The organism is uncultured Aquimarina sp. (assembly GCF_947492115.1).
Classification (GTDB): domain Bacteria; phylum Bacteroidota; class Bacteroidia; order Flavobacteriales; family Flavobacteriaceae; genus Aquimarina.
Genome location: NZ_CANLMM010000014.1, coordinates 22,043 through 48,396, shown reverse-complemented (window position 1 = coordinate 48,396; position 26,354 = coordinate 22,043). Strand labels below are relative to the sequence as shown.

Below are 26,354 nucleotides of genomic sequence, written 5' to 3'. Positions count from 1 at the left end.
TATTTCATAATTAGATACTAAAAAGATCTTCTACTTCAGATTTAATGGCAGATAGTGCTTTATCACTTGGAGCTCCTTTTTCTACTACTTCTGTTAATATAAATTCTCTCATTTTATTGGCGGAATCTACCTCACCATTTAATACGCTTTTTCTAATCAATGCGATAGTACCGTTTTTAGCAGTTTTAATCATATTCCAGCACTCATCCGAAATATAAATTTGTTGGGTTAGATTATGATCAAATTCTTGTTCTATAGTACTTACCAATAAGGATTCATAACTTTTTTTATCATTATCCACAGGAGGAGTTCTTAGTAATAGTTTACCAGGCGAAATTCGCTCCATAAATAAAGCCATACGCTCGTAAGCCTGTAATCTTAATGGTAGCGCCTGCTTTTGATTTTCTCTATGAAGTAAGTATCTTCTTCTTTTTTCTTCATTATCTGTATGCGTTTTGAAATAGAAAAACGCTAGTAGAGTGATAAAAAGAGAAGGAATAAGCGAGATTAATAAAGGAATGATTTCTATCTTCATGTAATATTATTTTGATTTTGTTTCTTTATAATGTCCTCCTAGATATGAGCAATCTTTGAGATCCTGAATACAGGTAAATTCTACAGGTGTCTTGCTATATTTAAAAGAATCTTCTAGGGTTTTTGTGAGCTCTCCATCATCCACATTAACATCAATATCTTTCATTGTAAATTGTGATGGATGTTCATATCCAGCAGCATGCGTTATCTCTATTAGTTCTTTTCTAAAAGATTTAAAATACTGCGCGAGACGATCTGATTTTAGTGGTACATTAATTCCTTTTTGTAGCCATTTGCTTTGTGTAGCAACACCAGCTGGGCATTTATTAGTATGACATATTTGAGCCTGGATACAACCAATGCTCATCATAGCTTCTCGAGCTACATTAATACAGTCAACACCCATGGCAAAAGCCATTGCAGCTTTTGCAGGAAAACCTAACTTTCCACTACCAATAAAGACAACTCGTTCTGTAAGATTATGTTTTTGAAATATTTTATAAATCGCACTAAAACCATAAATCCATGGTAACGAAACGTGATCTGCAAAACTTGGAGGAGCAGCTCCAGTTCCACCTTCACCACCATCTATCGCAATAAAATCAGGTCCGCGATTAGACTTAACCATAAGTTCTGCGAGTAGCTCCCATTGTTCGGTTTTACCAATTGCCGCTTTAATTCCCACAGGTAAACCTGTTTCTTCAGCAATATCTTCTATCAGTTGTAATAATTCGGGTACATCTTTAAATGCTTTATGACTAGAAGGAGATAATACATCTTTCCCAACTTCAACCCCTCTGATTTTGGCAATTTCAGGAGTGATTTTTGCTCCGGGCAATACGCCACCTTTTCCAGGTTTAGCACCTTGAGAAAGCTTAATTTCTATGGCTTTTATAAATGGATTGTTGCGAACCAATTCCTTCATCTTTTCCATAGAAAAATTTCCGTCTTCAGAACGAACACCAAAATAACCTGTTCCAAAATGAAATACTACATCACCTCCATTGCTATGATACGGAGATAACCCGCCTTCTCCTGTATTATGATAAGCTCCAGCTTTTAGAACTCCAATATTTAAAGAATCTACAGCGCGAGCAGAAAGAGATCCATAACTCATCGCAGAAATATTAATGATAGAAGCAGGTCTATATGGTTTTTTACGTTGATTGTAAGCGCCCATAACTTTTGCACAAGGCAGAAATGTTTTGTCTACAGTATTAGGATGATCCGCTTCCATTTGAAAAGGAATCATACAATTTTTTATAAAAATATGTTGATGCTGATAAATGTCTCTATCGGTTCCAAAGCCTTCGTAGTTATTTTCGTTTTTAGAAGATGCATATACCCATCCTCTCTCTATTCTATTAAATGGAAGTTCTTCTCTGTTATTGGCAACAAAATATTGCCTCATTTCTGGTCCAATACTTTCTAAAAGGTATCTAAGATGTCCCACAATAGGAAAGTTATGACTGATAGTGTGTTTTTTATTGAAAAACATATCTCGTATGGCTATTAAGCCTAACGCCAGGAGTATCCACATCCACCAGGATATTGAGCCGAGAAAATTTAAGAAAGCTTCCATGTAATAAATATTATTGAGCGTTTAAATAGTCAAGAGTTAATTGAGACATTACTTTTACACCAAGTAATAAACCACTCTCATCAATATAAAAATCTGGTGTATGATGAGAAGGTGCTTTTGCTTCAGTATGAGGTTTTCCCCCTAAAAAGAAATAAAATCCAGGAACTACTTCCTGAAAGTACGAAAAATCTTCTCCTCCGGTAGTAGCTTTAGATAGGATTACATTTTCTTTTCCTGCAATTCCCTCTATTGTGGGTAACATTTGTGTCACCAGAGCAGGGTCATTGTAGGTGATGGAAGTATTATTCTGAAAATCGATTGTTGCTTCTCCTCCATAGGCTTTTGCAATTGCAGGTACCATTTCACTCATTCTACGGATAATCATTTTTCTCATCGTAGGGTCTAATGTTCTTACTGTTCCTATCATTTCAGCACTTTCTGGAATAATATTAAAACGAACACCACTAGTAATTTTACCTACTGTAATTACAGCGGCTTCATCTACCAACGGAGACTCTCTACTAATAATGGTTTGTAGTCCATCAATTATTTTTGCTGAGATTAATATCGGGTCAACACCTGTCCAAGGTGCAGATCCGTGTGTTTGTTTTCCCTTTACGTTAATTACAAAACGTTCTACTGCAGCCATCGTACCACCTGGTTTATAACGGATCATTCCAACGGGAGTTCCAGAATTGATATGAAGCCCAAAAATAGCATCTACATCAGGATTTTTTAAAACTCCTTCTTTGATCATTAATTTGGCACCACCTTCTTCTCCAGGAGGAGGTCCTTCTTCAGCAGGTTGAAAAATAAATTTTACGGTTCCTTGTATTTTATCTTTGTTCTTACTTAATACTTCTGCTACTCCCATAAGAATAGCTGTATGAGTATCATGACCACAAGCATGAGATACTCCAACTTCTTTACCAAGAAATGTTGTTTTTACAGTTGATTTAAAGGGAACATCAGCTCGCTCGGTTACAGGAAGTGCATCAATATCTGCTCTTAATGCAACTACTTTTCCCTTTTGTTTTCCCTTAAGAAGAGCTACAACACCAGTTTTTGCAACATTTTCTGTTACTTCTAACCCTAAACTCTTTAAGTGAGCAGCAATCTTTTTGGCAGTTTCGAATTCTCGATTCGAAAGTTCTGGGTTCTGATGAAAATCTCTTCGCCATTTGATAACCTTACTTTCTACTTTGTCCGACATTGCATCCACATCGGGATCTATTTTTTGTGCGTTCGTTAAGTAACACACTAATACCATAAGGATGAATATGCTGTTCTTCATAGGATACGTTGAGTTAAAAATTAATGAGTTTGTAGTTTTTATTTTGTAGTTGTACCAAAGCGGTCATCGCAGATAAAGCTAGTTGAACTTTAGGATGTATATCTGACTTGGTGATTTTTCTATGTGCTGCTGTTTGTCCACATAATATAATCTGTACACCTTTCTCACTTAATGCAGTGATCAAATCAGTATTTGGGTTCTTAATACTAAATTTAGCTTGATATGCTTTATCTCTCAAAATATCATTAGCAGCATTTCCATGAATCACTAATGCTACTTTTAAATTCTTAAACGGTACTCCAGCATTTACGTGCATGTTGAGATATCGAGCAGCTGTATTCATCAGTGGATTTACTTTGGTACTATCACCGAATGAACGACCAACATCAAAAACAACTTTTAGATCATTTTCTAAGTCTGTTTTAAAATCAGGATTTTCAACCTTATATGTGTTCCCAAACTCTTTAATAACAGCACCTTGTTGAGGTTCTTTTTGACAGAAAAGGATCATTGGAAATATAGCGAGTAGAAAGAAAAAAGTGTGTTTCAAGCCGTTTTTTTTTGGTTTCTAAAGATATTCAAAAATCTATAAAAGGAAAGTTAAAATATATTTTTGATAATCATGATAGCCAAAAAAGACATCAGAAAAGTTTGTATTCGGAATATGATCTATGATAAAACAAAAGGTGTCGGTAGTAATTAGTTTTAACATAAATAAAAAGTAAAGCTCTCAATTAAATATTATTGAGAGCTTTCAAATAAGTAGTTTTACTTTTATTAGGATATACTAATAATTCGTTCTAACGGAATAATTGTTGATTGTTTTAGAATAACTTCTTTATCTGTGATTCCCCAGATAGTCGTTTCTACTTTTTTAAATCCTTTATTATCCACAAAAACAATTTTTACTTTATGACGTTCTAGATTGCCTAATGATAAGGCTCTCTTAAGTTCTAAGACTCTATCAATTTGGTCTTTTCTTTTCTCAAGTACGTCTTTTTTTGGAAAGATTAGAAATTTAATTTGTTCTTTTTCAATAGGTTGGATGTTCATGTTTGGGGACATAACAAAAATATTAGGTGAATGTTGGGGTTAAGGCGTTATCTAGGTGTTTTAGATAAGCTTTTCCTAAGATACGTATTTTATCCTATAAAACCGTAATTAAACGATGTTTTTTGCATAAAAATTCAGAATTGTCTTGTGAAATATTTCCCCGGATGAAAAATTTTAATCTTTTTATAGTTAATGATTTGTTTATAAATATCAATCATATTAGTTCTTAAAAAAAGATAGTTTACTTAAATTTCGAAGCTTATAAAAAATTGAAAATTTGGAAGAGTATTTAGCTGGATTGAATGACGCTCAGAGAGCTCCTGTATTACAAAAAGATGGTCCTATGATTGTAATTGCGGGTGCTGGTTCTGGAAAAACAAGGGTGCTTACGTTTAGGATAGCATATCTTATGTATCAAGGAATAGATGCATTTAATATTTTGTCTTTGACTTTTACGAATAAGGCAGCACGTGAAATGAAAAAACGTATTGCTGATATCGTTGGGGCTAGTGAAGCTAAGAATTTATGGATGGGAACTTTCCATTCTATTTTTGCCAAAATTTTAAGAATAGAAGCAGATAAACTTGGATACCCTTCTAATTTTACTATTTATGATACACAAGATTCTCAGCGATTAATAGCTTCTGTTATTAAAGAAATGGGATTGGATAAAGATATTTACAAATACAAACAGGTTCAATCTCGAATTTCTTCTTATAAAAACAGTCTGATCACGGTAAAAGCATATTTTCAAAACCCTGAATTGGTAGAAGCAGATGCCATGGCCAAAAGACCTCGTATGGGAGAGATATATCAACATTATGTAGATAGGTGTTTCAAAGCGGGAGCGATGGATTTTGATGATTTATTGTTGAAAACGAATGAATTATTGAATCGTTTTCCCGATGTTTTAGCGAAGTATCAGAATAGATTCAGATATATATTGGTGGATGAGTACCAAGATACAAACCACTCTCAGTACCTTATAGTAAAGGCCTTATCTGATAAATTTCAGAATATATGTGTAGTAGGTGATGATGCCCAAAGTATTTATGCATTTCGTGGGGCAAACATCAATAATATTCTGAATTTCCAAAGAGACTATGATAATGTACAGCAATATCGCTTAGAACAAAATTATAGATCTACTCGGAATATTGTAGAAGCTGCGAATTCTATTATCGACAAAAATAAAACCAAATTAGACAAGGTGGTTTGGACCGCTAATGAACCAGGTCCGAAAATTTTAGTAAATAGATTGCTTACCGATGGGGATGAAGGACGATATGTAGCGAGTTCTATTTTCGAGAATCAAATGCAGCATCAGCTTAATAATGGTCAATTTGCTATTTTGTATAGAACCAATGCACAATCCAGAGCAATGGAGGACGCATTACGAAAACGTGATATCAAGTATAGGATTTATGGAGGTTTATCTTTTTATCAGCGAAAAGAAATCAAGGATGTACTTGCGTATCTTCGATTAATCATTAATCCAAAGGACGAGGAAGCGTTAAAAAGAGTAATTAATTATCCAGCAAGGGGAATCGGTAGTACCACAGTAGATAAATTAGTTGTTGCCGCTAATCATTATGATCGATCTATTTTTGAAGTAATCGAAAATTTAGATCGCATTAACTTAAAAATTAATAGCGGAACTAAAACTCGATTGGAAAACTTTATGAATATGATCAAAAGTTTTCAGGTCACTAACCAAACTTCTGATGCTTTTACGCTGGCAGAAATGGTAGCAAAAAATACTGGATTACTACAAGAGCTTAAAAAAGATGGAACTCCAGAAGGTATTGCTCGTATTGAGAATATAGAGGAATTACTCAATGGTATTCGTGATTTTGTAGAAGGGCAAAAAGAGCTTGCTGATGAAACCGGATCGCTTGCAGAATTCTTAGAAGACGTAGCACTAGCTACAGACCTTGATCAAGATACAGGAGATGATGATAGAGTTGCTCTAATGACAATCCATTTAGCAAAAGGATTAGAGTTTCCTTATGTATATATAGTTGGTATGGAGGAAGACTTATTCCCATCAGGAATGAGTATGAATACCCGATCAGAGTTGGAAGAAGAACGAAGGTTGTTTTATGTAGCTCTTACAAGAGCAGAAAAACAAGCTTATCTAACCTATACGCAATCAAGATATCGATGGGGGAAACTTGTAGATGCGGAACCCAGTAGGTTTATCGAAGAAATTGATGATAAATATTTAGAATATATAACTCCAATTGATACATATCGATATAAGCCTTTGGTGGATACAGATATTTTTGGAGAAGTTGATAAAAGTAAGTTGAGACTAAAAAAACCAGTATCTGGATCTCCACCAGTATCGCATAGACCTACAGAAGAGCAGTTACGAAAACTGCGTAAGCTGCGGCCGATTACCAACGGTACTCAGAGTGCTTCAAAAACCAATAGTATTGATGGGGATTTAGCGCCTGATACTATTGTAGAGCATATGCGTTTTGGACGAGGAAAAGTTCTTAAATTAGAAGGAGTAGGACAAGATAGAAAGGCTGAAATTAACTTTGAAAATGGAGGGATTAAGAAACTCTTATTACGATTTGCTAAACTGAAAGTCATAGGTTAAAGTAAACATTCTCATTGTATTATCTAGAATATAAAACCACGGTAATTATTGTATCGGTAAGGAAACAATAATTACCGTGGTTTGTTTTTGGGAAACTTTCAAATTTTCGCTTCATTTTTTGCGAGGTTCTGATCTCTTTAGATTTTGCAGATATATCTCTTAATATGTCAAGATATTAAGTGTTTTTTTGATTGGTTACTACTTTTTTAACCTTCTTTAAAACAAAATATCAACACTCAATCGTTTTCGTGAAAATTCGATGTGCTCATAATTATATTATTCGATTTTTTTTTAGAAATATTTATTACAACGATTGAGATAATTTCCCCATATAAATTATCCCGTTGTTCTTTTATTAACACACAAACAAAATCTTAATTATGAAAAAAATACTCTACTTAGGGTTATTAGTGGTTTGCCTATGTTTACCAAAAATAGGAATATCACAAGCAGAAAGAAATCTTCCATTTTCTTGGGATAACTTAACGGTTTATTTCTTGATAACAGATCGCTTTTACAATGGCGATACTACCAATGATTCTAATTTTGATCGTTTTCAGGATAGTAGAAATAATGAATTAGATTTCCATGGAGGAGATATCGCAGGGGTTACTCAAAAATTAGAAGAAGGTTATTTTGATGAGTTAGGAGTGAGTGCTATTTGGGTTACTCCTGTAGTAGAAAATCGACATGGCTTTAATAACCCTCCTGCAGATGATCCTACTTTTAGAGATTATCCATATCATGGTTATCATACAAATGATTGGACTGCTTTTGATCCTAATTTTACAAGTGCAGAAGACTTCGAAAAATTTATAGACACTGCACATGATCATGGAATTAGAGTGTTACTTGATATTGTGATGAATCATTCAGGTTATCGTACCTATAAAAATGTAAATGGTCAGTTAGAGTTTGTAGACGAAGATTATCCATCGGATTGGGTACGACTACAATGCGGTTCAGAAAATGGAGAACTTCCTTGCGATGATTTAACTACCCCTCTTTTCGGATTACCTGATATTCGTACAGAATCTTTCAATTCAGTAGCGTTGCCACAATGGTTAATAGATAAGTGGGATGCTGAAGGAAGAAGACAGCAAGAATTGGATGAGCTTAATGCTTATTTCTCTAGAACTGGAAAACCAAGAGCACCTAGATATTATTTAATCAAATGGTTAACGGATTGGGTAAGAGAATACGGTATCGATGGATTTAGAGTAGATACAGAAAGGCATGTAGGTGTAGATGCATGGGCAGAGTTAAAAGATGAAGCAGTTTCTGCTTTGAGAGAATGGAAACAAAATAATCCAACAAAAAAACTAGATGATCTTGATTTTTACATGACAGGAGAGCATTCTGGTGTAAATATTATTGGTAATGTAGGGGATCCTTTACCAGATGATTTTACAGTAGGAAAGTTTAATAGTATGATTAATTTCCGTTCTCCAAAAGAAGCATATACAGATTTAGGACAGGAAGAAATATTTAGTTCTTTTGCTGCAAAATTAAATAATAACGATAATGGTTTTAATACTCCTGGGGAGTATAATATGATCAGCTACCTAAGATCTCATGATTTTAGCGAGTTCTTTACAGGTAATATGTTTGAAGGAGCAGTAAAATTATTACTATCTCCTGGTGGAGCGCAGATTTATTATGGAGATGAATCTGGGCGACAGTTTTTTAACGCTACTACTTACGTAGATGCTGGGTATCGTTCTGATATGAATTGGGATTCTATAGATGATGCTCTATTATTACATTGGAGAAAGCTTGGGAAATTTAGAAGAGAACACATATCTATTGGAGGAGGATCTCATCAAAAATTAAGCGATTCGCCTTATATCTTTAAACGTGAATATGATCGTAATGGAGAGTCTGATAAAGCTCTTGTTTTCCAAGGACAGGATAATGATTTTGCGGGAGCTTTAAATGTATTTGGCATGTGGCCTGATGGTACATTGTTAAAAGATTATTTTTCTGATACAACCGCAACTGTAACAGGAGGAACAGTTACTTTCGGAACTACTTTTGGAATTGTACTGGTAGGAGAACCTTTTGATCTTTCAGATTCTGTAACCTTGTCAATTGATCCAGTTTCTGGATTTTATAATGATGCTATTACAGTAAGTATGACAGCTTCTACCACTGCAGAAGGAGCAAGTACTTCTATCTACTATACAACGGATGGATCTGATCCTTCTGCTACAAGTATGTTATATACAGCACCTTTTACGATTAATGGCTCTGCTTCAATAAAAGCAATTGCAATTGATTCTGATGGGAATGAATCTGCTATTGTTTCTAGAGATTATATCATTGGTGATGGTGAGCCATTTAATGTGTATTTTAAGAAACCATCAGATTGGTCATCAGCTTATATTTATATATTTAACCAAAATACAGGAGATCCATTACCAGGATTCCCAGCCTGGCCAGGAGAACAAATGGATGGTGTAGCAGGAACTCCTTGGTATTCTTATTTTATAGATCAAGATGTACAAGTAGGTATTGTATTTAATGATAATGGAGGTGCACAATCTGACGATCTAACCAGAATTGTAGAAGGATGGTATGATGGTCAGTGGTTTGATACTTGTCCAAGTGATTGTCCTACAGGACCACAACCACCTACTTTAACGGTTTCTCCAGATTCTGGAGTATATAATGGAAGTGTTGAGGTATCGATGAGTGCTACAAACACTGGAGTTATATACTATACATTAGACGGATCTATTCCTGATAATACCAGTACTTTATATGAAGGTGAATTTGCTATATCTTCTGTTGGAACTACAGAATTAAACGCTATCGCTATGAACGACGCTGGAAGTTCTTCGATAGAAAGTCGTACATATACTATTGAAGATGTAGCTGGGTATACGGTTAACTTTAGAAAACCTGACACTTGGGGAACGGCATATATCTATTTATTTGATAAAAACGCGAATGCAGCAATTCCTGGATTCCCTGCATGGCCAGGTATCGAAATGACACAATTGTCAACTTCTCCTTGGTACTCCTATACAATAGATGAAACTGTAGAAGTAGGTATCGTATTTAATGATAACGGAGGATCCCAGTCAGATGATTTGTTTAGAACTACAGATGGATGGTACAATAATGGGTGGACAGATACCTGTCCTGGAGAATGTCCTGGTATTACTCCAGATGATTCATTTGATGTATTCTTTAAAAAACCTTCGTCTTGGAGTACAGCTTATATTTATCTATTCGATAAAAATGCGAACACTTCAATCCCTGGATTCCCAGCTTGGCCAGGTGTAGCGATGAATGAAATCGCAGGATCACCTTGGTATTCTTATACGATAGATGAATCCGTAGAAGTAGGAATTGTATTTAATGATAATGGAGGATCTCAGTCAGATGATTTATTTAGAACTATAGACGGATGGTATGATAACCAATGGTTTGATAATTGCCCGAGTGATTGTCCGTCTTCTGAAGATATCAAAGGATCTTTTGTAGATCAGAAACCAGAAGGAGACGCTTTGCAATTAGTAAAGGCATGGCCAAATCCTTTTAATGATTCATTGACTTTATCTTTTACAGGAAATATGAAAGATAATCGTGTACGAATTGAAATATTTGATCTTGCTGGTAAAAATACAAATACATCCATAACAAAAGATACCAAAACAAATACTGTAACCATGAATACAGCTAATCTTCCAAAAGGAATCTATCTTCTTAAGATCGTTTCCAACAAAAATGTGAAAGTGCTGAAAATGGTAAAGTAACCAATAAATTTTGCTGATTTAAGACCTGTCTAGAGAATTATTTTTTTGGGCAGGTTTTTTTATTGATGATTTAAATAAAAAAATGAAATTTTTAAAAACCTGTATTTCAATTAATTATACTTTGGTTTTTTAGTTGTGTAAAGTTTGGCACGCGTTTTGAATTTTAATAAACAACTGATGAGATGATTATCAGTACGAGTTAAAAAAGTTTATTAATTTAAAATTTAGGAGTTATGACAAATTTTATTTCATTTAAGATTAATTGGAGTATTTTGAGAAAGTTTTTACAGGAATTACCAGCTGCAAGTAGCCATGCAATTCACCGATAGACTTTCATTAATAAATCCCCAGTAAAATGTATACTAATTACTTAATATAACTGGATATAAATATTGTTTTATATCCAGTTTTTCTTTTTTACTCTCCTCTGTATACTTTTCTTCTTTATTGTTTTTTACGGCTAACCCTTATCTTTTTTAATAACTAACCTTTTATAACCACAGTGGTTTTCAGGGGTTTCTTTTCACTGAATGTCTGGTTGATTTACAGGCAGTTGTGTTTTACATTTGAAATAACCATCATAGAAATATGTAACTCTTACTTAACCTAATTTCATTTTCACTTATTGGTTGAAGGTAAGATTTCTTGTTTCTGACTTGGATTCACACATTAATCTTAAAACTTAACAATGGCACTTCAATCTAAAATACAGCTATTTATAGGGGGATTTTGTATAAAGGCCTTTAAAAAACTTACACTCCAACAAGAAATTGATAACCATCATACTCTAGAACTTTTATGTCGTAGAGATGTATTAGAAAATGCATCTAATTTGGACGAAGAGGTAAGCAATGATTTTTTGGGGCAAACGATAACGCTTACGATTTCTTCTTTGGATGCTGTAGATATTTATAAAGAATTAAAATTTAAAGGAATCGTTACCGAGGTGAAGCTTACCAATGGTTTTCATCAATCCACAGGAGATTCTATTCTAATTAAGGCTAAAAGTAATTCTATTCTAACAGATGACGGACCAAATTATACATCATTTAGCGATGAAAATTTAGAATCCATTCTTACTCAGTCGTTTCAGCAATATGATAGATCTAAACTAAATACTTCTATAAAAACCAGATCGAAAGATACATTGCATTACTGTGTTCAGAATGGAGAGAGTAGTTTTGAATTTGCAAGTAGATTATCCAAGCAATATGGAGAATGGTTTTATTATGATGGAGAATACTTAGTTTTCGGAAAACCAATGGATTCAGAACCTGTTGTTTTAACCTATGGTGTAGATTTAATGGAATTTTCCAGAAGCCTAAATCCTAGATCTAATAGCTATTCTTTTTTTACCAATGATTATCTAAATAATGAAAAACATAAGATAACAACTTCAGAAATTACAAGTTCTATAAATGGATATAACGGTTATGCTTCTAATAAAAGTCAGGAGATGTTTCCACACGACACCAACGTTTTTCTAAACACTTATAATGATCCACAAACGAAGCAGCGATTAAATCATTTAGTAACCGAACAAAAAAAGGCAGAAGAGATCAAACAGGTTTTGATCACTGGAAAAAGTGATAATCCAGGAGTATGTTTAGGTAAAGTAGTACAAATAAAACAAGAAGGTAAAAGCCAAGGAAGTTATAGAATCATAAAAATAACACATAATGCCGCAGAGAATGGAAAATATATCAATCATTTCGAAGGAATCGCAGTAGATCAAGATGTATATCCATATACAGATATACGTAATAATCCTAAAAGTGATACTCAAGTAGCTACCGTTACTGCTAATAATGATCCAGAAGGTTTAGGAAGGATCAGAGCTCAGTTAGATTGGCAGAAACCTTTAGGAGTATATACCCCTTGGTTACGAGTCATGACACCTCATTCTGGTGGAGATAAAGGATTTCATTTTATTCCAGAAGTAGGAGAAGAGGTTCTTATTGGATTCGAAGGAGGAAATGCAGAACGACCCTATGTTATGGGCGCCCTGTATAATGGAACAGCAAAACCAGGTAGCTGGAAAACGGATAAAAATAATGTGAAAGCTATCAGAACCAGAAGTGGGCATACTATTGAACTTAATGATACCGAAAAATCTGAATTTATTACAATCATAGATAAAAATCAAAATACGATCCATATAGATACTGCCAATAATAATATCACCATTACAGCATTGGAGAAGATGACGTTAAATGCTAAAAATTTCGAAATGAATATTCAGGAAGATGCTACTTTAAATATTGGTAGAGATACGGTTATTTATACAGGTAATAATTTCGATACATCTTCTTTGAATCATACAAATATTGTAGAAAACAAAATGAAAAATACAATAGGAGGTGATCTAATACAGAATAGTGGAAATGCTCAAATTCAAAGTAAAGCAAATATGAAAATTGCTTGCGGAGCAACAGCTTCTTTTCAGGGAGGAGGAAATGTAAAAATAAGCAAAGGATAATAACTCTTTAACGTAAACATAAATCAATCGCAAGTCAATGATTCCAAGTAAATATACATTTAGAACTCAAGAAATTCAATTGCAAATCCCCAAACAAGGCGTACGCAGGTATTTAATAGAAACAGAAAACTATATTAATTATACTGGTGCTATACGTTGCAATCGTAAAAAAGAAATTAGTATTGCTATACATGAGCATGAAGAACAACCTTACATTCGAACAGTGAATATAGCTGTAGAGAGAGATACTTTTAAATTCTCAGACGGTTCTTTTGCTATGCAAGATATTATTCAAAAAACGGCTTCGGTTTATGAAAGTATAAGTTTACAGTTGTCGTATTTAGGCGAAATTGTAGCTATTGATAACATTGACGTAATTAGACAGAAATGGATCGTTATAAAAGAATACCTAGAAAGTAAATATAAAGGAGATCAGGTACAACGTTTTATTCTGAAAACAGATACTATTTTAAACTTAGAAGAGGAGATCATAAAAGATCTTACGCTATATCAGAACTTTGGTGGTTTGTTAAAATCTGTTTATCAGAAATTTAGTTCCGAGTCGTGCAGTGAAACTTCTCAGTGTTTAACCACAAAGTACGGTAAAGTAACTACCAAAGAAGAGTTCTTATTACAGTCTGCAAGCGAAAGTGAAGATATCCAATTACAATTGCAAGCTCATTATCCAGAGAAAGAAGAGTATGTCTCTGTAAATGGAACCTATAATTTTTCGGGATTTAAAGAGTCTTGGTTAACAAGAGCAGTTATTTCTTGTATCGAAAAATATGGGAGACAAGAATACAGAAATACCGTTAATATAATTCAATTATAAAACCATGGCTGGGCAATTTGTAAAAAACGGAGCTACACTAAAATGTCCTCTTTGTTCTAGCAGTGGTACCTTAGTGGTATCCCACACCCAAGTACAATTACAAGATACGCCTTGTGCTACGAATGGAGATAAAAGTGGTACCAATCTTGTTTTCGGTGGAGTCTGTAAAAAATGGAGAAAAAGTCCTCCACCATGTGCTAGTGTTATTGCTCCAACACAATGGAAAGGAGTTGCGACAGATATCGAAATTGATGGAGAATTCATGCTATTAGAAGATTCTACCATCATGTGCAGCACAGGTGGAGTAGATATTGCCATCGAAGATACAGCCCAAATAGATGTGCCAACAGATTTGCAAGAACCTACCTTAAAAGAAATTGAAGTACCCTTTTATGTAGAACGCTTTAGAATACCAGGATTAAACACATCTGGAAATGCTATAGCAGATGATATGACGTACGGTTTTGGAGAACCAAGTACACTAATTTATTCAGAAGAAGAGATACAATCATATACAGAAGAATACATACAGAATGGATTTAATGATTCTGAACATATAAAATTTGCGAATGGAGACCGAATAACGGACAAAGCTATTTATCGCACCAATGAAATTACAGAATTAAGACCTTTTCTTTTCAATATTACAAGATTGAATTTTGATTTTATGCTTTTTAGCGACTTTAGAATCATGGCGTTTCAACTTTCTTCCGGAGCTTTAAGAGAGAATATCGCATCGATGATTGATAAATTTCAGAGTAATGAAGGAGGAATTTATGAGAATGATGCTCTCAATGATGCGGCTAAGGAAAGTTCTGCTACAAAGCGGTTTTGTGAAGCACTAGAACGTGATATCACACAACGAATTCAAAATGCTGGTGGCGACATCTCTGGAGCAGAAAATACTACGATAAGATGGCAAAGGAGACCAGGAGCATCACCCTCATTTGCAAGAGGTGAGGATAATAATCTTTTTAAAGGAATGACCATAGCGGTAAATGATGTTTGGAGTTATGAAGTGAGTATTATAGAATATACCAAAAAGGAAGATGGATATGATATTAAATACGAAGTCATTTACTGGGATCACTTTGGATTAGATCTGCCAGATATGCAAAAGTTTTATTCGTTAGGCGCTGGATTTAGAGCTTGGTTTGTGTTGCAACATTTAAGAGGCTATAAACCTTTTTTAACCAAGATAACATTCGAAAAAGAGTTTTTTGCTTATGCGCCTTCATTCCTTAATAATTTTGATCGTACATAAACTAGGTAATGGTAAAATACTGTAACTATGAGCGGACATAATGACACTGTACAAAATATAGCAAGAGATAATGCTAATGCACGTCTACAAAGGATAGAAGATAGATTTGGGCAATGGAGTGAAGAAGCGAATCAAATTACTCTTGCTACTAATGAAGCGGAAGAAGGATTATTAGATGCATATTTTGCGGAACAAGTAACTAGACAATTTGGAATACCAGATGGGACTCATACCTATACATTTGGTGGCACTAATGATACCAGTACAGGAGATAGAAAAAGGCGTATAGCTCAGATAATTTTTGATAGAGTTTCTCCTCAGTTAGAACAGAATGGACAGCATACCGCAATAGAATTAATAACAGCAGCATTAGTAAATGATAGTTATAGTAATAGTAATGGAGATACAGTAACTTTTGAAATTTTTAAAACTGAAGAAAAAATTTCCTATCAAAAAATAAGTTCAGGAACTTTGGGTGGAGAAGCTTATATAGTTGTAAAAGGATTTGCTTTAAAGGACAAAGAAGCGACCATAGAAATTTTTGAAAAGGAGCCTTTTTTGTTAATGGAAAGCGAAACACCACTGACCGTTATACAATATGATTCTTTGGATGCAGAAGAACCTAACGAAAGTGTTAATAAAACACAATTAAAGGCAACTTTTAATGATGGAGGAGAAGCTGTAGTAAAAATTAAATTTAGACCAAAAGTAGAAGATCCTGATGACGTTTTTAACGACTGGAAAGAAAAGTTCAAACCTATTGTAGAAACATCAACAAATGAAACTGGTGCTGTTGAAACAAGTATAAGACCACAACCAAGACCTGATGATTTAGACACCTCTGTAGCACCAACAATACATAAACCACCAAAAACTATAGATCTTTTATGGCTGAAAGTAAAAGCAAATGGAGACAAACAAGAATATGAGGAAGAGTTTTTGAAGATTGGGAATGGATATTTTCAATTGGGAAATAATTGTTGTAGTCAAGATATGACAAAAGAGCAACTTATGAATATTGCTGTTCATGCTCGTGAAAGTAATGTAGAGACTCATTTAAGTGGTATAAATGAAGCATTTAAGGATAATGATATAAATACTTGTTTAAGAAGGCTACATTTTCTTGCTCAAGTTATACATGAATCAGGAAGCTTTAGATATACGGAAGAATTAGGAGTTGGAGAAGATGCTTATGGAGGTTTTAAAGGAAGAGGATTAATGCAACTTACATTTCGCTCTAACTATCAAGCATATGGTAACTTTGTGGGAGAAGACTTTACTTCTTCTCAAGAAAATAAGGAGAAATTAGAAGTTAATCCACATGCTGCTCGATCGGCGGGTTGGTTTTGGGCGCAAAATGCGGAATTAAATGATAATGCCGATGATAATGATTTAATTTATATTACCTATAGAATTAATGGAGGTTTCAATGGATACAATGATCGTCTTGAATATGTAAACAGAGGGTTTGAAGTGTTACTAAATAGTTGTGGTAATTCCAATTCCGAAACTACCGATTATACTTTCTCAGAAAGTAAAACATACAATGAACAAAAGGGATCTTTTGGATGGGGTGCATGGCATGATCCAGGTACAAATAAAAGGGGATGTACCAAAAATAGAGCAAAGGCTATAGAAGGTTACGAACGTTTTATTTCATTAAATAATGCAGCAGGAAGAACAACTCCTTCTAGGAATTGGTATGGATATAATAAGAATAGTATACGAAGTTTTGTAGAAAGTAGATTGAATAGTTTAAAAAATTGAAATGGTTAAAAGTTTTCAAATAAAACACCTTGTATTTTCCATAACATTTTTGCTAGGGATCAATGGTGCATATCAAGATCTTAATATTCCTGTTGAACAAAATTCTTTTCAATCGATTAAAAATGTTGATGGCGAATATAAATCAGAAAACCCTGATTGTTTTATATCGATAAAAATTTCAGGTTTGGACTATACTCTTCAAAATGGAGATTATCAAGTAAAGGATACATTAGAAATTAATTCTAATGATAAATCAGTTCTCCTTCGGTTTAAAAATGTCCATAAAGATCATTTAAAAAAAGATTTGACTGCAGAACTTATAGATGATTATATAGTAATTCAGAATTATGGAAACTCTCTAAACAATTATATACTATTTAACGAGTGTGAAGAGAAATATATTGAACTAAAAAGAAAGTAAATATATAAGTATTTTGATACAGGATTGGCATCGAATAATTTTTTAATAATCTTTTACTTATATCAATAAATAGTGGTTTTCAGGGGATAATTTCCACAAAAATCAAGGATGTTTCTATCCTTATAACTTTATATCTTACATAAAAATAAACACACAAAACTCTTAAAACTAAAACCAAATGAGGGACTTATTATTTTGCAGAAACACACTTTTATTAGTGTGTAGTCTAATGGTGTTTTCTTGTTCCAAAGAAATAGACGGATCTGATATAACTTTATTAAATTCTGATAAGGAAATCTTAGAATTTAGTTTTTTAACATCAGAGAATGGCGAATTAGAAACTAACATTACGGCTAATATAGATCAACTTAAAAATACCATCTCTGTAGTATTACCTTTCGGCACACCGATAAGAGCTTTAAAACCTAGCATAGTTGTATCCGATGGAGCAATTGTAGTTCAGAATATTGATACGACTTTTGATTTTTCAGAACCTATTGTTTATAGTGTTCTAGCGGAGGATGGATCAACCAAAGATTACACGATCTCTGTAAGAGTAGTTACTAGTACAGCCAGAGAAATATTGACTTCTTTCTTCAATCAAAACCCAGATAATACTTTAGGATGGAATCTAGAAAATGAAGATGTTTCTACCTGGGAAGGAGTAGTGGTAGTCGATGATAAGGTAGTTGCACTAGAGTTGAATGAGAAAGGACTAACCGTACTACCACCAGAGATTTGCGATTTGTTTTACCTAAAAACACTTTCCTTAGAAAGTAATAGCATAACCGAAATTCCTAAGGAAATAGAAGACTTATCTAATAATTTAAGAACACTAAATCTTGGTGCTAACTTAATTGAAGCTATACCAGAAGAGTTTTTTAGTCTGAGAAAGCTTGTGGAGTTTAGGATCTATACAAATCAACTTACCGAGATCCCAACGAGTATAGAAAGTCTTAAAGAACTTAGAGAACTAAGTATATCAAATAACACCTTAGAAGAGGTGCCATCAGAGTTGTTTCATCTTACGGAGTTAAATGTCTTATTTATGAATAATATTGGATTAACAGAGATACCAGAGGAAATTACCAAGCTATCTAAATTAACAACTCTAGGAGTGTCTAGTAACCCTATTGGAACTATTCCCGAACATATATTAAGCCTACAATCGCTAACTAGGTTAGATATGTATAATACAAACTTAACAAGTATTCCATCTGATATTATTAAACTTACCAATCTGGTGCGATTACAATTGTCGGGTAATATGTTGGTAGATATCGATACTAGTATCGGAGATATGTTTCATCTAGAATACCTATATCTACGTACAAATATGATAGAGATGGTTCCGAATCAAATAAGCAATCTCATTAATTTGAAATTATTAGATCTTTCAGAAAATGGAATTGTTTCTATGCCTACAGCAGTATGTGACTTAGTGAATACAGGTACCGAAATTTTATCGGATGATGGAGTAACTTGTTCTGCGAGGTAGTTTTAATAAAAAAGGCAATTGGCATATGTTCATCAAGGTAAAGAGTAGCTTTATCTTTGGTTTAGCCAGTTTTCTATAGTTTCCAAAAAACCGGTACATCTTTTAAAAGGTAAATTGTTATCCTGAAATTCGTAGAATCCACCAGTTTTACATTCGCGAATATTATGATCACAATTCGGAAATGATTGTATTTCTAAATCTGTATTTGTTGCTAACGTCTGTTCATATAACAACTTGGTCTTTTTCCAATCAACATTCATATCACTTTCTCCAAATAATGCCAAAACGGGACATTTGATGTTCGATAAGATCGTTTTGAAATCCTTAACTACAATGGGCAAGCCAGTTTTTTCGTCAAGTTCTTCTTTCATAAGTTGCTTCTGATAATTATAATATTCTTCTTCTGTAATGGTGCTACCATTATTAAATCTTAATATAAAATCGTTTTTCCTTAGATTGGGTGTAGCGTTTTGAGCACTTTCATAACTTCCACCTGAATGATGAATTTTTACAGCTGCTTTCCATTCTCCAACAATTAAATTAACCGAATCTTTTGGCAATCCATCAATTCGCAAGTTTTGTTCGAGTAGGTATCCAAAATTTTCTTTGTCATCAACGCCACTTACAGAAACCCAAAATGCTATATCGTTGTATGTGTTTATTACTATGGGATTTACCCAGCCAGCTCTACTAACTCCATATAAACCGATAATATCCGAACCTGGTATTTGCTTTTCTTTTAAAGTATTGATCGCAGCAATTACTTCTTGCGCACTATTTTCAATAGACTGATTATAATTAAACGCACCTCCGCTTTTTCCACAGCCCATTTTATCCCACATATAGATACCATAACCTGCTTTTACAAATGTTTCTCTTATATCTATATACCATTCCCGAGCAACAGCATTTGTCTTTCCAGATCCATGCACTAGCATTACAATTCCTTTAGGTTTTTGACCTTTCGGAAGGTTTAAAACCCCATTCAGTTGTATTCCTTCAAATTCGAAGTTTATGATTTGTCTGCTACTCTGAGCCTTCAAATTCATAAGAATTAGAAAAAGAGCTGAGGTTATGATGATTCTATTCATTCTTAAAATTTATAGTCATTTATTACAAGTGTTCCTGTAGTAATGATTAATAAACGTTAAGAATGTTACAGTTTAATCCAAGAATATATTTGGATAAAGGTTATGTTTACGAGGTTATTTTTTAAGTAAAAACTCTAAAGGAATATGTAGTCTTTTACTCCAGGCATTTTCACTATGGTTTTCTCCTGGAAAAAATTGAGTACTCCAATTGTTTTCATTGTAGCCTTTTTTTATCATAACTTGATCAACTTTTTTCTGGATATCTGGATATAATTCATCTAAAGTTTTATCACCACAGTCGAAGTAGATCTTATGATTTTTGGGATTAGGAAGATGACTATCCATATAATTGATAAACGCCTCTGGCATTGAATTGTTTTTAAGTGTAAAAGAACCTGGCCAATGAGTCGATAAGCAAGCAGCTCCTCCGAATACTTCAGGATATTCACAAATAGCATACATAGATATTAAACCTCCCATACTACTTCCCATAATATAAGTGTTTGCTTGATCTGAAGAAACAGAATAGTTTTTATCGATATAGGGCTTTAGTTCTTCAACAATAAACTTAAGATAGTTATCAGATTGTGGAATAAATGATGTTTTTATCGGTACATGCGAATGTTTAAGTTGTGTATTTAAGGTGTCTTTTTGACTTTGTGACAAATAATGAAATGGTTTTTGGGGGAAGTAATCAGAATGTCTTGTTGCTCCACCATTCCAAATACCAACAACAATAAAGTCTTTTATTTTGTTCGATTCAAGTAATTTAGAAGCTACATTATCTATATTCCAGGCTTGTTTATTCCATGAGCTCTTAGGATCGAATAACATTTGTCCATCATGCATATATAGTACTGCATATTTTTTAGAAGAAGAATAAGCTTCTGGTACCCATATATCAATATTTCTGGGGGTTACATGCTTTGATTCAAAATTCTCTATACGATCCACTTTTCCGGATACGACTTCGGGAAGCGTGTTTTGAGCTTTTGCAGTAAAAATTAGTGATAAGACTATGACGCTATTTATTATTTTTCTCATCTATTAGTTACATTAGATATATCTGCTATTCTGGGCTTAATTTATACCAAATAAATCAATCTACCAATCCTATGTTAGATGGGAATATGTTAAAAGATTGAAAGTCATTTTTCAATTAGTTTTTGGAAAGCTCTCTAGCTTTTTGAAAATATTTCTTTACTAATTCATCTTTTTTGAGCAACTACGACATAGGTAGGAAATGCGTAAGATTCTCTTGTAATTATTTCTAGTACCTCAAATCCATTTAAAATTAGAAAAAGCTCAATTTCATTTTTTGTAAACGTTCTTACAGTAGAGTGATCTGTTCCAACTTTTAGCAAATTATTTTTTTCTTTTTTATAAAAGTTAGATTCCCAATCGAAACACCAGCTATTTAGGATATTGGGATTCCATTTACTTTTCCTTAGGTAAGTTATATTCTTGTGGTTAACTTCATGGGTAATTTCCTTTTTATTACTTATTTCTGGTATGAATTCGTTAGCATCTATGAAATCAAAACAAAAGATACTTCCTTTTTTCATATTATTATGAATACTGGCAAAAGTGGATTCTACATCTTTGTTTTTAACTAAATAACTTATTGTTCTCCCAGTCATGATAACGCTTTCTACTGGTTTTTCTAAATTGAAATGTCGCATATCTCCATGAATAAAACTAGCGTTAGGGTTTCTTTCCTTAGCTATTTTTAGCATTTCTTTACTAAAATCAAGTCCGCAATACTCATAGTTGTCGTTAATAAAACGTTGAGATAAATTTCCTGTTCCACAACCTATTTCCAGAATACTGTTTTTGTCATACTTTTTGAGAAAACTTTTATATAGGTCATATTCTAACTGGTAATCAATAAATGTTGCATACATCATTTCGTAAACCTCAGCTAAATCTGTATACAAACTGCTCATTTCATTATTTTTTAACTGTAGTATAAATTAAATAGTTAATCTACCAGTCCCATTTTAATCGCATGTTTTGCTAACCCAACAACGTTTTTTACGTTTAGTTTAGAAATCAAACTGGTGCGATAACCTTCAATGGTATATTTGCTTAAGAATAGTTTATCAGCAATTTCCTGTGTGGTATATTCTTTAGCAATTAGTTGCAGGATTTCTTTCTCACGTTTACTAAGATTGATTTCATTGGATTGTTTTTGTTCAAAAACACTCTTGGTATATGTTTCTTTAATACTGTCTGAAAAGTAATTAGAACCTTTTAGGATGGTTTCTATAGCTTTTAATAATTCTTCTTTTCTAGAGTTCTTAGGAATATAACCATTTACACCATCCTGAGTAAGTTCATAAATTTTATCAGGAGTTGATAGCATACTAACGATTAGCGTCTTTATACCAGGATGATTCTTCTTTATATGTTGGTTTAAAGCTATTCCATCCATCTTAGGCATATTAATATCTAAAATTGCCAAATCAATTTGGTCATCGGTATTGATATCTAAATACTTTTTTAGATCACTCCCGTTGCTTGCTGTATAGATAATTTCATAGTCAGATTCATGTGCGATGATACTTATCAAACCGTCCAAAAACATTTTATGATCATCTGCTACGACTAATTTATATGTATGCTTTTTAGTCATGTATTATTGTGGGTATTTCAATACGAATGGCAGTACCTCTATTCATTGAAGAGTCAATATCCATTTTTGCTTTTAATAACGCTATGCGTTTTTGAATATTTTGTAAACCGATACCATTCGTTACTTTATCTGTGTCAAATCCGATTCCATCGTCTTCAAAAATAATTTCTATAGAATCTTGGTATGCATTTAGACAAATCTCGATCACTTTAGCTTTGGCATGTTTTAAAGCATTCGTCATCAATTCCTGAATGATTTTGAAAATCTCAACTTTCTGATTGTCGTTTATGTTGTTTATTTTTTCTACAGGATGAGGTATAAATGTAATTTCAGGATCTGTAACCTTTTCTATCGTATCTATATATTCTCTGATATAATTTGCAAAAGCTGTTTGGTTAATTTTCTTAGGAATCAGATTATGTGATATTTCTCGAACTTGCTGATACGTATCATCTAATTGATCGATTAATGTATCTTTTATTTCAAGGTCTTTTTGGACATTCACAATTTGTAATTTGATCGCAGCTAAATTTCCTCCAATGCTATCGTGCAATTCTCTAGAAATTCTGCTACGTTCTTCATTTTGAGCAATTACATAGGTATTCGCTAATTTTAGTTCTTGTTCTTTTAGAAAAGAAGCGGTTTTCTGTCTATTAATCTCTTCTTTTTGAGCATTGTATTTTATTTTAACTTGTAGTTTCTGATAGTACACAAAAAGAAGTGCCATGATTGGTACTAAAACAATAATAAAACCAATGACGTAAAACCGTTTTAATAAACGTTGTCTTTTAATTTCACTTTCTTTAAGAAGTTGATCTTCTTTTAAAAGCAAAATCTCTTTCTCTTTGGTAGCGGTTTCATATTTTACTTCGAGTTCGGTGATCTCTTTCTTTTGTTTTCTATTATTTAAAGAATCTCTTAGTCTGTGAAATTGTATTAAGGCTTCATTTGCGGATTTATGATTATTTGCTTTTGTATATACAGTAACTAGATTATCATAACTATTTTTTTGTATTTCTATGTTTGAGATCTCTTTTGCTTGCGCTATGGTTTTATTTAGCATTTGTATCGCTTCCGAATAATTTCCCATCACTCCTATAACTTCAGCTTTATGAGCAGTAGCATTAAGGCTTTTATCTATAAAACCGTATTCATCCGCGATCTTTTTACTTTTATCAAAGTATTCAATCGCTTGCTTATACTTTTTATTTTTATAAAGTACAGAACCTAAGTTTAAGATAAGTGTAGAAGATGCATTAGGAGAGGAGTTTGGTGGGAGTATTTCAAGAGCTTTTTTGAAAAAGTTTTCAGCATTTTCAAAATCGTCTTTTTTAAAATAGGCAGCGCCTATATTAATGTAGTTAGAACAAATAACTTTTTGATCGTCTGTAACGGCATTACTTTCTTCAAAAAAAAGAATAGCTTTATCGTAATCCCCTTTGTTAGCTGATAAAATCCCTAAATCAGATTTTACCTTAACAATCATATCTAAGTAGTTGATTTCTTCAGAAATCTTTAAACTTTTGTATAGAATTTCGATAGCATCATCGATTTTACCGCTTCTTCTATATCCAGATCCTAATAATCGATAGGCTTGGGATAAATATTTTTTATTTCTAAGATGGATTAAGGACGATCTTGTATAATAAACAGAAGAATCTATGACACCAATGGAGTTAAAATAACTTCCGAGGTAAAGCTTTGCTTTTGCTTTTGTAGAATCTTGATTGTTTTTATCCTTTACTATTTCTGATAGTTCTTTATACGAATAGGAAGGATTTACACCCAAAGAATCCACAGCATTATTGAGTCTTAAAGTAGCTGATTCTTGTCCGTATCCGATAGAAACACTGAGTAGGAGTAGTGCTATGAATATTTTTCTTTTGATATTCATGTAATCTGGGTGAAAAATTATGTAGGTTTTCTAATTAAAGAAAAGGTTTATTAATTAGGTTAGTTTAAATATAGTAGTATTTCATGGATTACAATGTCTTATTAGTCATATTAACGTTTGTTGGGAGTTTAATTAACTGTCTTTTAGGTAAGTAAAAGATGCAATTTTTTGTTGCTTTTAAATACGGTTTTTGGTGTTTTGGAAATGACTAAAATTGTGATTAAAAAAAGCTTCAAAAAACCGAAAAGACTCAGGTTTTTTCTTCTTAAAATGGGCTTTGTGTCGTATCTTTATAGAGTAATTAGAATCACACTCTTTCTCTAAATATTTTCTATGGAAAACCTTGATGCAGCAAGACTCCAAATGGCATTTACGCTTATATTTCATATCGTTTTTGCTTGTATTGGAATGGTCATGCCTTTTTTTATGGTAGTATCACATTATAAGTGGTTAAAAACAAAAGATCAACTATATTTAACATTAACAAAAGCCTGGCAAAAAGGGGTGGCAATTTTTTTCGTCACAGGTGCCGTATCCGGAACTGCTTTGTCTTTTGAGTTGGGGCTGTTATGGCCCGAATTTATGAAACATGCGGGTCCTATTATTGGAATGCCTTTTTCCTTAGAAGGTGCTGCTTTTTTTGTAGAAGCGATAGCACTTGGTTTTTATTTGTACGGATGGAATAAATTACCGGAAAAGTTTCATTGGTTTACTGGGGTCATTATAGGATTGTCTGGAGTAGCCTCAGGAATTCTAGTAGTTGCGGCAAATGGATGGATGAATTCACCGTCAGGATTTGATTATGTAGATGGACAGTTCTTAAACATTGATCCTGTTAAGGCAATGCTTAATCCTGCATGGTTTACCCAAGCCTTGCATATGACTTTAGCCGCTTTTACAGCAACGGGTTTTGCCGTAGCAGGAATTCATGCCTATCAAATATTTAAGGGTAGAAGAGTGGCTTTGCATACCAAGGCATTTAAAATAGCAATCACTTTTGGAGCAATAGCGGCAATTTTGCAACCGATTAGTGGAGATATTTCGGCAAAAGATATTGCAGAAAGACAGCCTGTAAAATTAGCAGCGATGGAAGCTCATTATAATACAGAAAAAGGAGCTCCTTTATATATCGGAGGTATTGTAGATGCCGAAACTCAAGAAGTAAAATACAAGCTTGCTATTCCTGGAATGCTATCTTTCTTGGCATTTGGAGATTTTGATGCTGAAGTAAAAGGATTAAATGATTTTCCGGAAGATGAACGCCCTAATGTTCCTATGGTTCATTATGCGTTTCAGGTGATGGTTGGTATTGGTGGTATCCTGATGCTAGCAGGATTATTATATTTTGTTTCTTTAAAAAAGAAAAAATGGCTTACCAATAAAAAATATTGGTTATTGTTTATAGTACTAGCACCACTTGGATTTTTAGCATTAGAAGCTGGTTGGATTGTAACAGAAGTTGGAAGACAACCTTGGATTATTCATAAAATAATGCGAACAAAAGATGCAGTGACACCTATGCCAGGAATTGTGGTAAGTTTCTATACCTATATTGTGGTTTATACTACACTATCGATTGCAGTTACCTGGTTAATGATTCGCCAGATCAAAGTTCTTAATGCTCAAAATAACTAGTCT

General features: G+C 33.3%; 19 protein-coding genes. 9 read left to right on the top strand and 10 right to left on the bottom strand.

The genetic code is table 11. The features are described 5' to 3' along the window. Positions 1-10: 10 nt before the first annotated feature. From Q1A73_RS23485 to Q1A73_RS23465, 5 genes are all read right to left on the bottom strand, one after another. The gene (locus Q1A73_RS23485; RefSeq protein WP_299610941.1) at positions 11-535 is read right to left on the bottom strand and encodes a hypothetical protein; all 525 of its coding nucleotides are present in this window, start codon (positions 533-535) and stop codon (positions 11-13) included. A gap of 6 nt (positions 536-541) precedes the next feature. Beyond that, a complete protein-coding gene (locus tag Q1A73_RS23480) occupies positions 542-2,116 on the bottom strand; it encodes an FMN-binding glutamate synthase family protein (protein WP_299610939.1) in 1,575 nt (524 codons plus the stop codon). Between the two features lie 10 nt (positions 2,117-2,126). Then, the gene (locus tag Q1A73_RS23475) at positions 2,127-3,410 is read right to left on the bottom strand and encodes an amidohydrolase (RefSeq protein WP_299610937.1); all 1,284 of its coding nucleotides are present in this window, start codon (positions 3,408-3,410) and stop codon (positions 2,127-2,129) included. A gap of 13 nt (positions 3,411-3,423) precedes the next feature. Beyond that, positions 3,424-3,960 (bottom strand): DsrE family protein, encoded by a 537-nt coding sequence (locus Q1A73_RS23470; protein ID WP_299610935.1) that lies wholly within the window; start codon positions 3,958-3,960, stop codon positions 3,424-3,426. A gap of 227 nt (positions 3,961-4,187) precedes the next feature. After that, positions 4,188-4,475 carry a hypothetical protein gene (locus Q1A73_RS23465; protein WP_299610933.1) on the bottom strand — a complete coding sequence of 96 codons (288 nt, stop codon included), beginning with the start codon at positions 4,473-4,475 and terminating at the stop codon, positions 4,188-4,190. Positions 4,476-4,740: 265 nt separating this feature from the next. Between Q1A73_RS23465 and Q1A73_RS23460 the strand changes: the two genes are divergently transcribed. From Q1A73_RS23460 to Q1A73_RS23425, 8 genes are all read left to right on the top strand, one after another. Then, positions 4,741-7,071 (top strand): UvrD-helicase domain-containing protein, encoded by a 2,331-nt coding sequence (locus Q1A73_RS23460; protein ID WP_299610931.1) that lies wholly within the window; start codon positions 4,741-4,743, stop codon positions 7,069-7,071. A 380-nt stretch (positions 7,072-7,451) separates the two neighbouring features. Next, positions 7,452-10,835: a starch-binding protein gene (locus Q1A73_RS23455; protein ID WP_299610929.1), complete on the top strand. Its 3,384-nt coding sequence runs from the start codon at positions 7,452-7,454 to the stop codon at positions 10,833-10,835. Between the two features lie 688 nt (positions 10,836-11,523). Then, positions 11,524-13,314, top strand: a complete 1,791-nt coding sequence (gene vgrG, locus Q1A73_RS23450; RefSeq protein WP_299610927.1) for a type VI secretion system Vgr family protein — start codon at positions 11,524-11,526, stop codon at positions 13,312-13,314. Positions 13,315-13,351: 37 nt separating this feature from the next. After that, positions 13,352-14,146, top strand: a complete 795-nt coding sequence (locus tag Q1A73_RS23445) for a hypothetical protein (protein WP_299610925.1) — start codon at positions 13,352-13,354, stop codon at positions 14,144-14,146. A gap of 4 nt (positions 14,147-14,150) precedes the next feature. After that, on the top strand, positions 14,151-15,410 hold the full coding sequence (locus Q1A73_RS23440; protein WP_299610923.1) for a DUF3289 family protein: 1,260 nt from the start codon (positions 14,151-14,153) through the stop codon (positions 15,408-15,410). A 27-nt stretch (positions 15,411-15,437) separates the two neighbouring features. After that, on the top strand, positions 15,438-17,177 hold the full coding sequence (locus tag Q1A73_RS23435) for a hypothetical protein (RefSeq protein WP_299610921.1): 1,740 nt from the start codon (positions 15,438-15,440) through the stop codon (positions 17,175-17,177). Position 17,178: 1 nt separating this feature from the next. Beyond that, the gene (locus tag Q1A73_RS23430) at positions 17,179-17,598 is read left to right on the top strand and encodes a hypothetical protein (RefSeq protein ID WP_299610919.1); all 420 of its coding nucleotides are present in this window, start codon (positions 17,179-17,181) and stop codon (positions 17,596-17,598) included. 178 nt (positions 17,599-17,776) lie between these two features. Continuing rightward, positions 17,777-19,096 (top strand): DUF6242 domain-containing protein, encoded by a 1,320-nt coding sequence (locus Q1A73_RS23425; protein WP_299610917.1) that lies wholly within the window; start codon positions 17,777-17,779, stop codon positions 19,094-19,096. Between the two features lie 50 nt (positions 19,097-19,146). On the opposite strand, the gene Q1A73_RS23420 is transcribed toward Q1A73_RS23425, so the two are convergent. The 5 genes from Q1A73_RS23420 to Q1A73_RS23400 form a co-directional block, all read right to left on the bottom strand. Next, positions 19,147-20,187, bottom strand: a complete 1,041-nt coding sequence (locus Q1A73_RS23420; RefSeq protein ID WP_299610915.1) for an alpha/beta hydrolase — start codon at positions 20,185-20,187, stop codon at positions 19,147-19,149. 114 nt (positions 20,188-20,301) lie between these two features. Then, entirely contained in the window at positions 20,302-21,231 is a 930-nt protein-coding gene (locus Q1A73_RS23415; RefSeq protein WP_299610913.1) for an alpha/beta hydrolase-fold protein, read from the bottom strand. Between the two features lie 164 nt (positions 21,232-21,395). Further along, the gene (locus Q1A73_RS23410; protein WP_299610961.1) at positions 21,396-22,157 is read right to left on the bottom strand and encodes a class I SAM-dependent methyltransferase; all 762 of its coding nucleotides are present in this window, start codon (positions 22,155-22,157) and stop codon (positions 21,396-21,398) included. 11 nt (positions 22,158-22,168) lie between these two features. Beyond that, positions 22,169-22,822, bottom strand: coding sequence for a response regulator transcription factor (locus tag Q1A73_RS23405; RefSeq protein WP_299610911.1), 654 nt, complete (start codon positions 22,820-22,822; stop codon positions 22,169-22,171). Further along, entirely contained in the window at positions 22,815-24,716 is a 1,902-nt protein-coding gene (locus Q1A73_RS23400; RefSeq protein WP_299610909.1) for a tetratricopeptide repeat protein, read from the bottom strand. The genes Q1A73_RS23405 and Q1A73_RS23400 overlap by 8 nt, the downstream gene beginning before the upstream one ends. Before the next feature lie 333 nt (positions 24,717-25,049). Here Q1A73_RS23400 and Q1A73_RS23395 point away from each other — a divergent pair, with 333 nt between their 5' ends. Next, on the top strand, positions 25,050-26,351 hold the full coding sequence (locus Q1A73_RS23395; protein WP_299610907.1) for a cytochrome ubiquinol oxidase subunit I: 1,302 nt from the start codon (positions 25,050-25,052) through the stop codon (positions 26,349-26,351). Positions 26,352-26,354: the final 3 nt, after the last annotated feature.

Coding starts and splice junctions, on each gene's coding strand:
- Q1A73_RS23485 (WP_299610941.1), bottom strand. CDS start 535: ATGAAGATAGAAATCATTCCTTTATTAATCTCGCTTATTCCTTCTCTT.
- Q1A73_RS23480 (WP_299610939.1), bottom strand. CDS start 2,116: ATGGAAGCTTTCTTAAATTTTCTCGGCTCAATATCCTGGTGGATGTGG.
- Q1A73_RS23475 (WP_299610937.1), bottom strand. CDS start 3,410: ATGAAGAACAGCATATTCATCCTTATGGTATTAGTGTGTTACTTAACG.
- Q1A73_RS23465 (WP_299610933.1), bottom strand. CDS start 4,475: ATGTCCCCAAACATGAACATCCAACCTATTGAAAAAGAACAAATTAAA.
- Q1A73_RS23455 (WP_299610929.1), top strand. CDS start 7,452: ATGAAAAAAATACTCTACTTAGGGTTATTAGTGGTTTGCCTATGTTTA.
- vgrG (WP_299610927.1), top strand. CDS start 11,524: ATGGCACTTCAATCTAAAATACAGCTATTTATAGGGGGATTTTGTATA.
- Q1A73_RS23445 (WP_299610925.1), top strand. CDS start 13,352: ATGATTCCAAGTAAATATACATTTAGAACTCAAGAAATTCAATTGCAA.
- Q1A73_RS23440 (WP_299610923.1), top strand. CDS start 14,151: ATGGCTGGGCAATTTGTAAAAAACGGAGCTACACTAAAATGTCCTCTT.
- Q1A73_RS23435 (WP_299610921.1), top strand. CDS start 15,438: ATGAGCGGACATAATGACACTGTACAAAATATAGCAAGAGATAATGCT.
- Q1A73_RS23430 (WP_299610919.1), top strand. CDS start 17,179: ATGGTTAAAAGTTTTCAAATAAAACACCTTGTATTTTCCATAACATTT.
- Q1A73_RS23425 (WP_299610917.1), top strand. CDS start 17,777: ATGAGGGACTTATTATTTTGCAGAAACACACTTTTATTAGTGTGTAGT.
- Q1A73_RS23420 (WP_299610915.1), bottom strand. CDS start 20,187: ATGAATAGAATCATCATAACCTCAGCTCTTTTTCTAATTCTTATGAAT.
- Q1A73_RS23415 (WP_299610913.1), bottom strand. CDS start 21,231: ATGAGAAAAATAATAAATAGCGTCATAGTCTTATCACTAATTTTTACT.
- Q1A73_RS23405 (WP_299610911.1), bottom strand. CDS start 22,822: ATGACTAAAAAGCATACATATAAATTAGTCGTAGCAGATGATCATAAA.
- Q1A73_RS23400 (WP_299610909.1), bottom strand. CDS start 24,716: ATGAATATCAAAAGAAAAATATTCATAGCACTACTCCTACTCAGTGTT.
- Q1A73_RS23395 (WP_299610907.1), top strand. CDS start 25,050: ATGGAAAACCTTGATGCAGCAAGACTCCAAATGGCATTTACGCTTATA.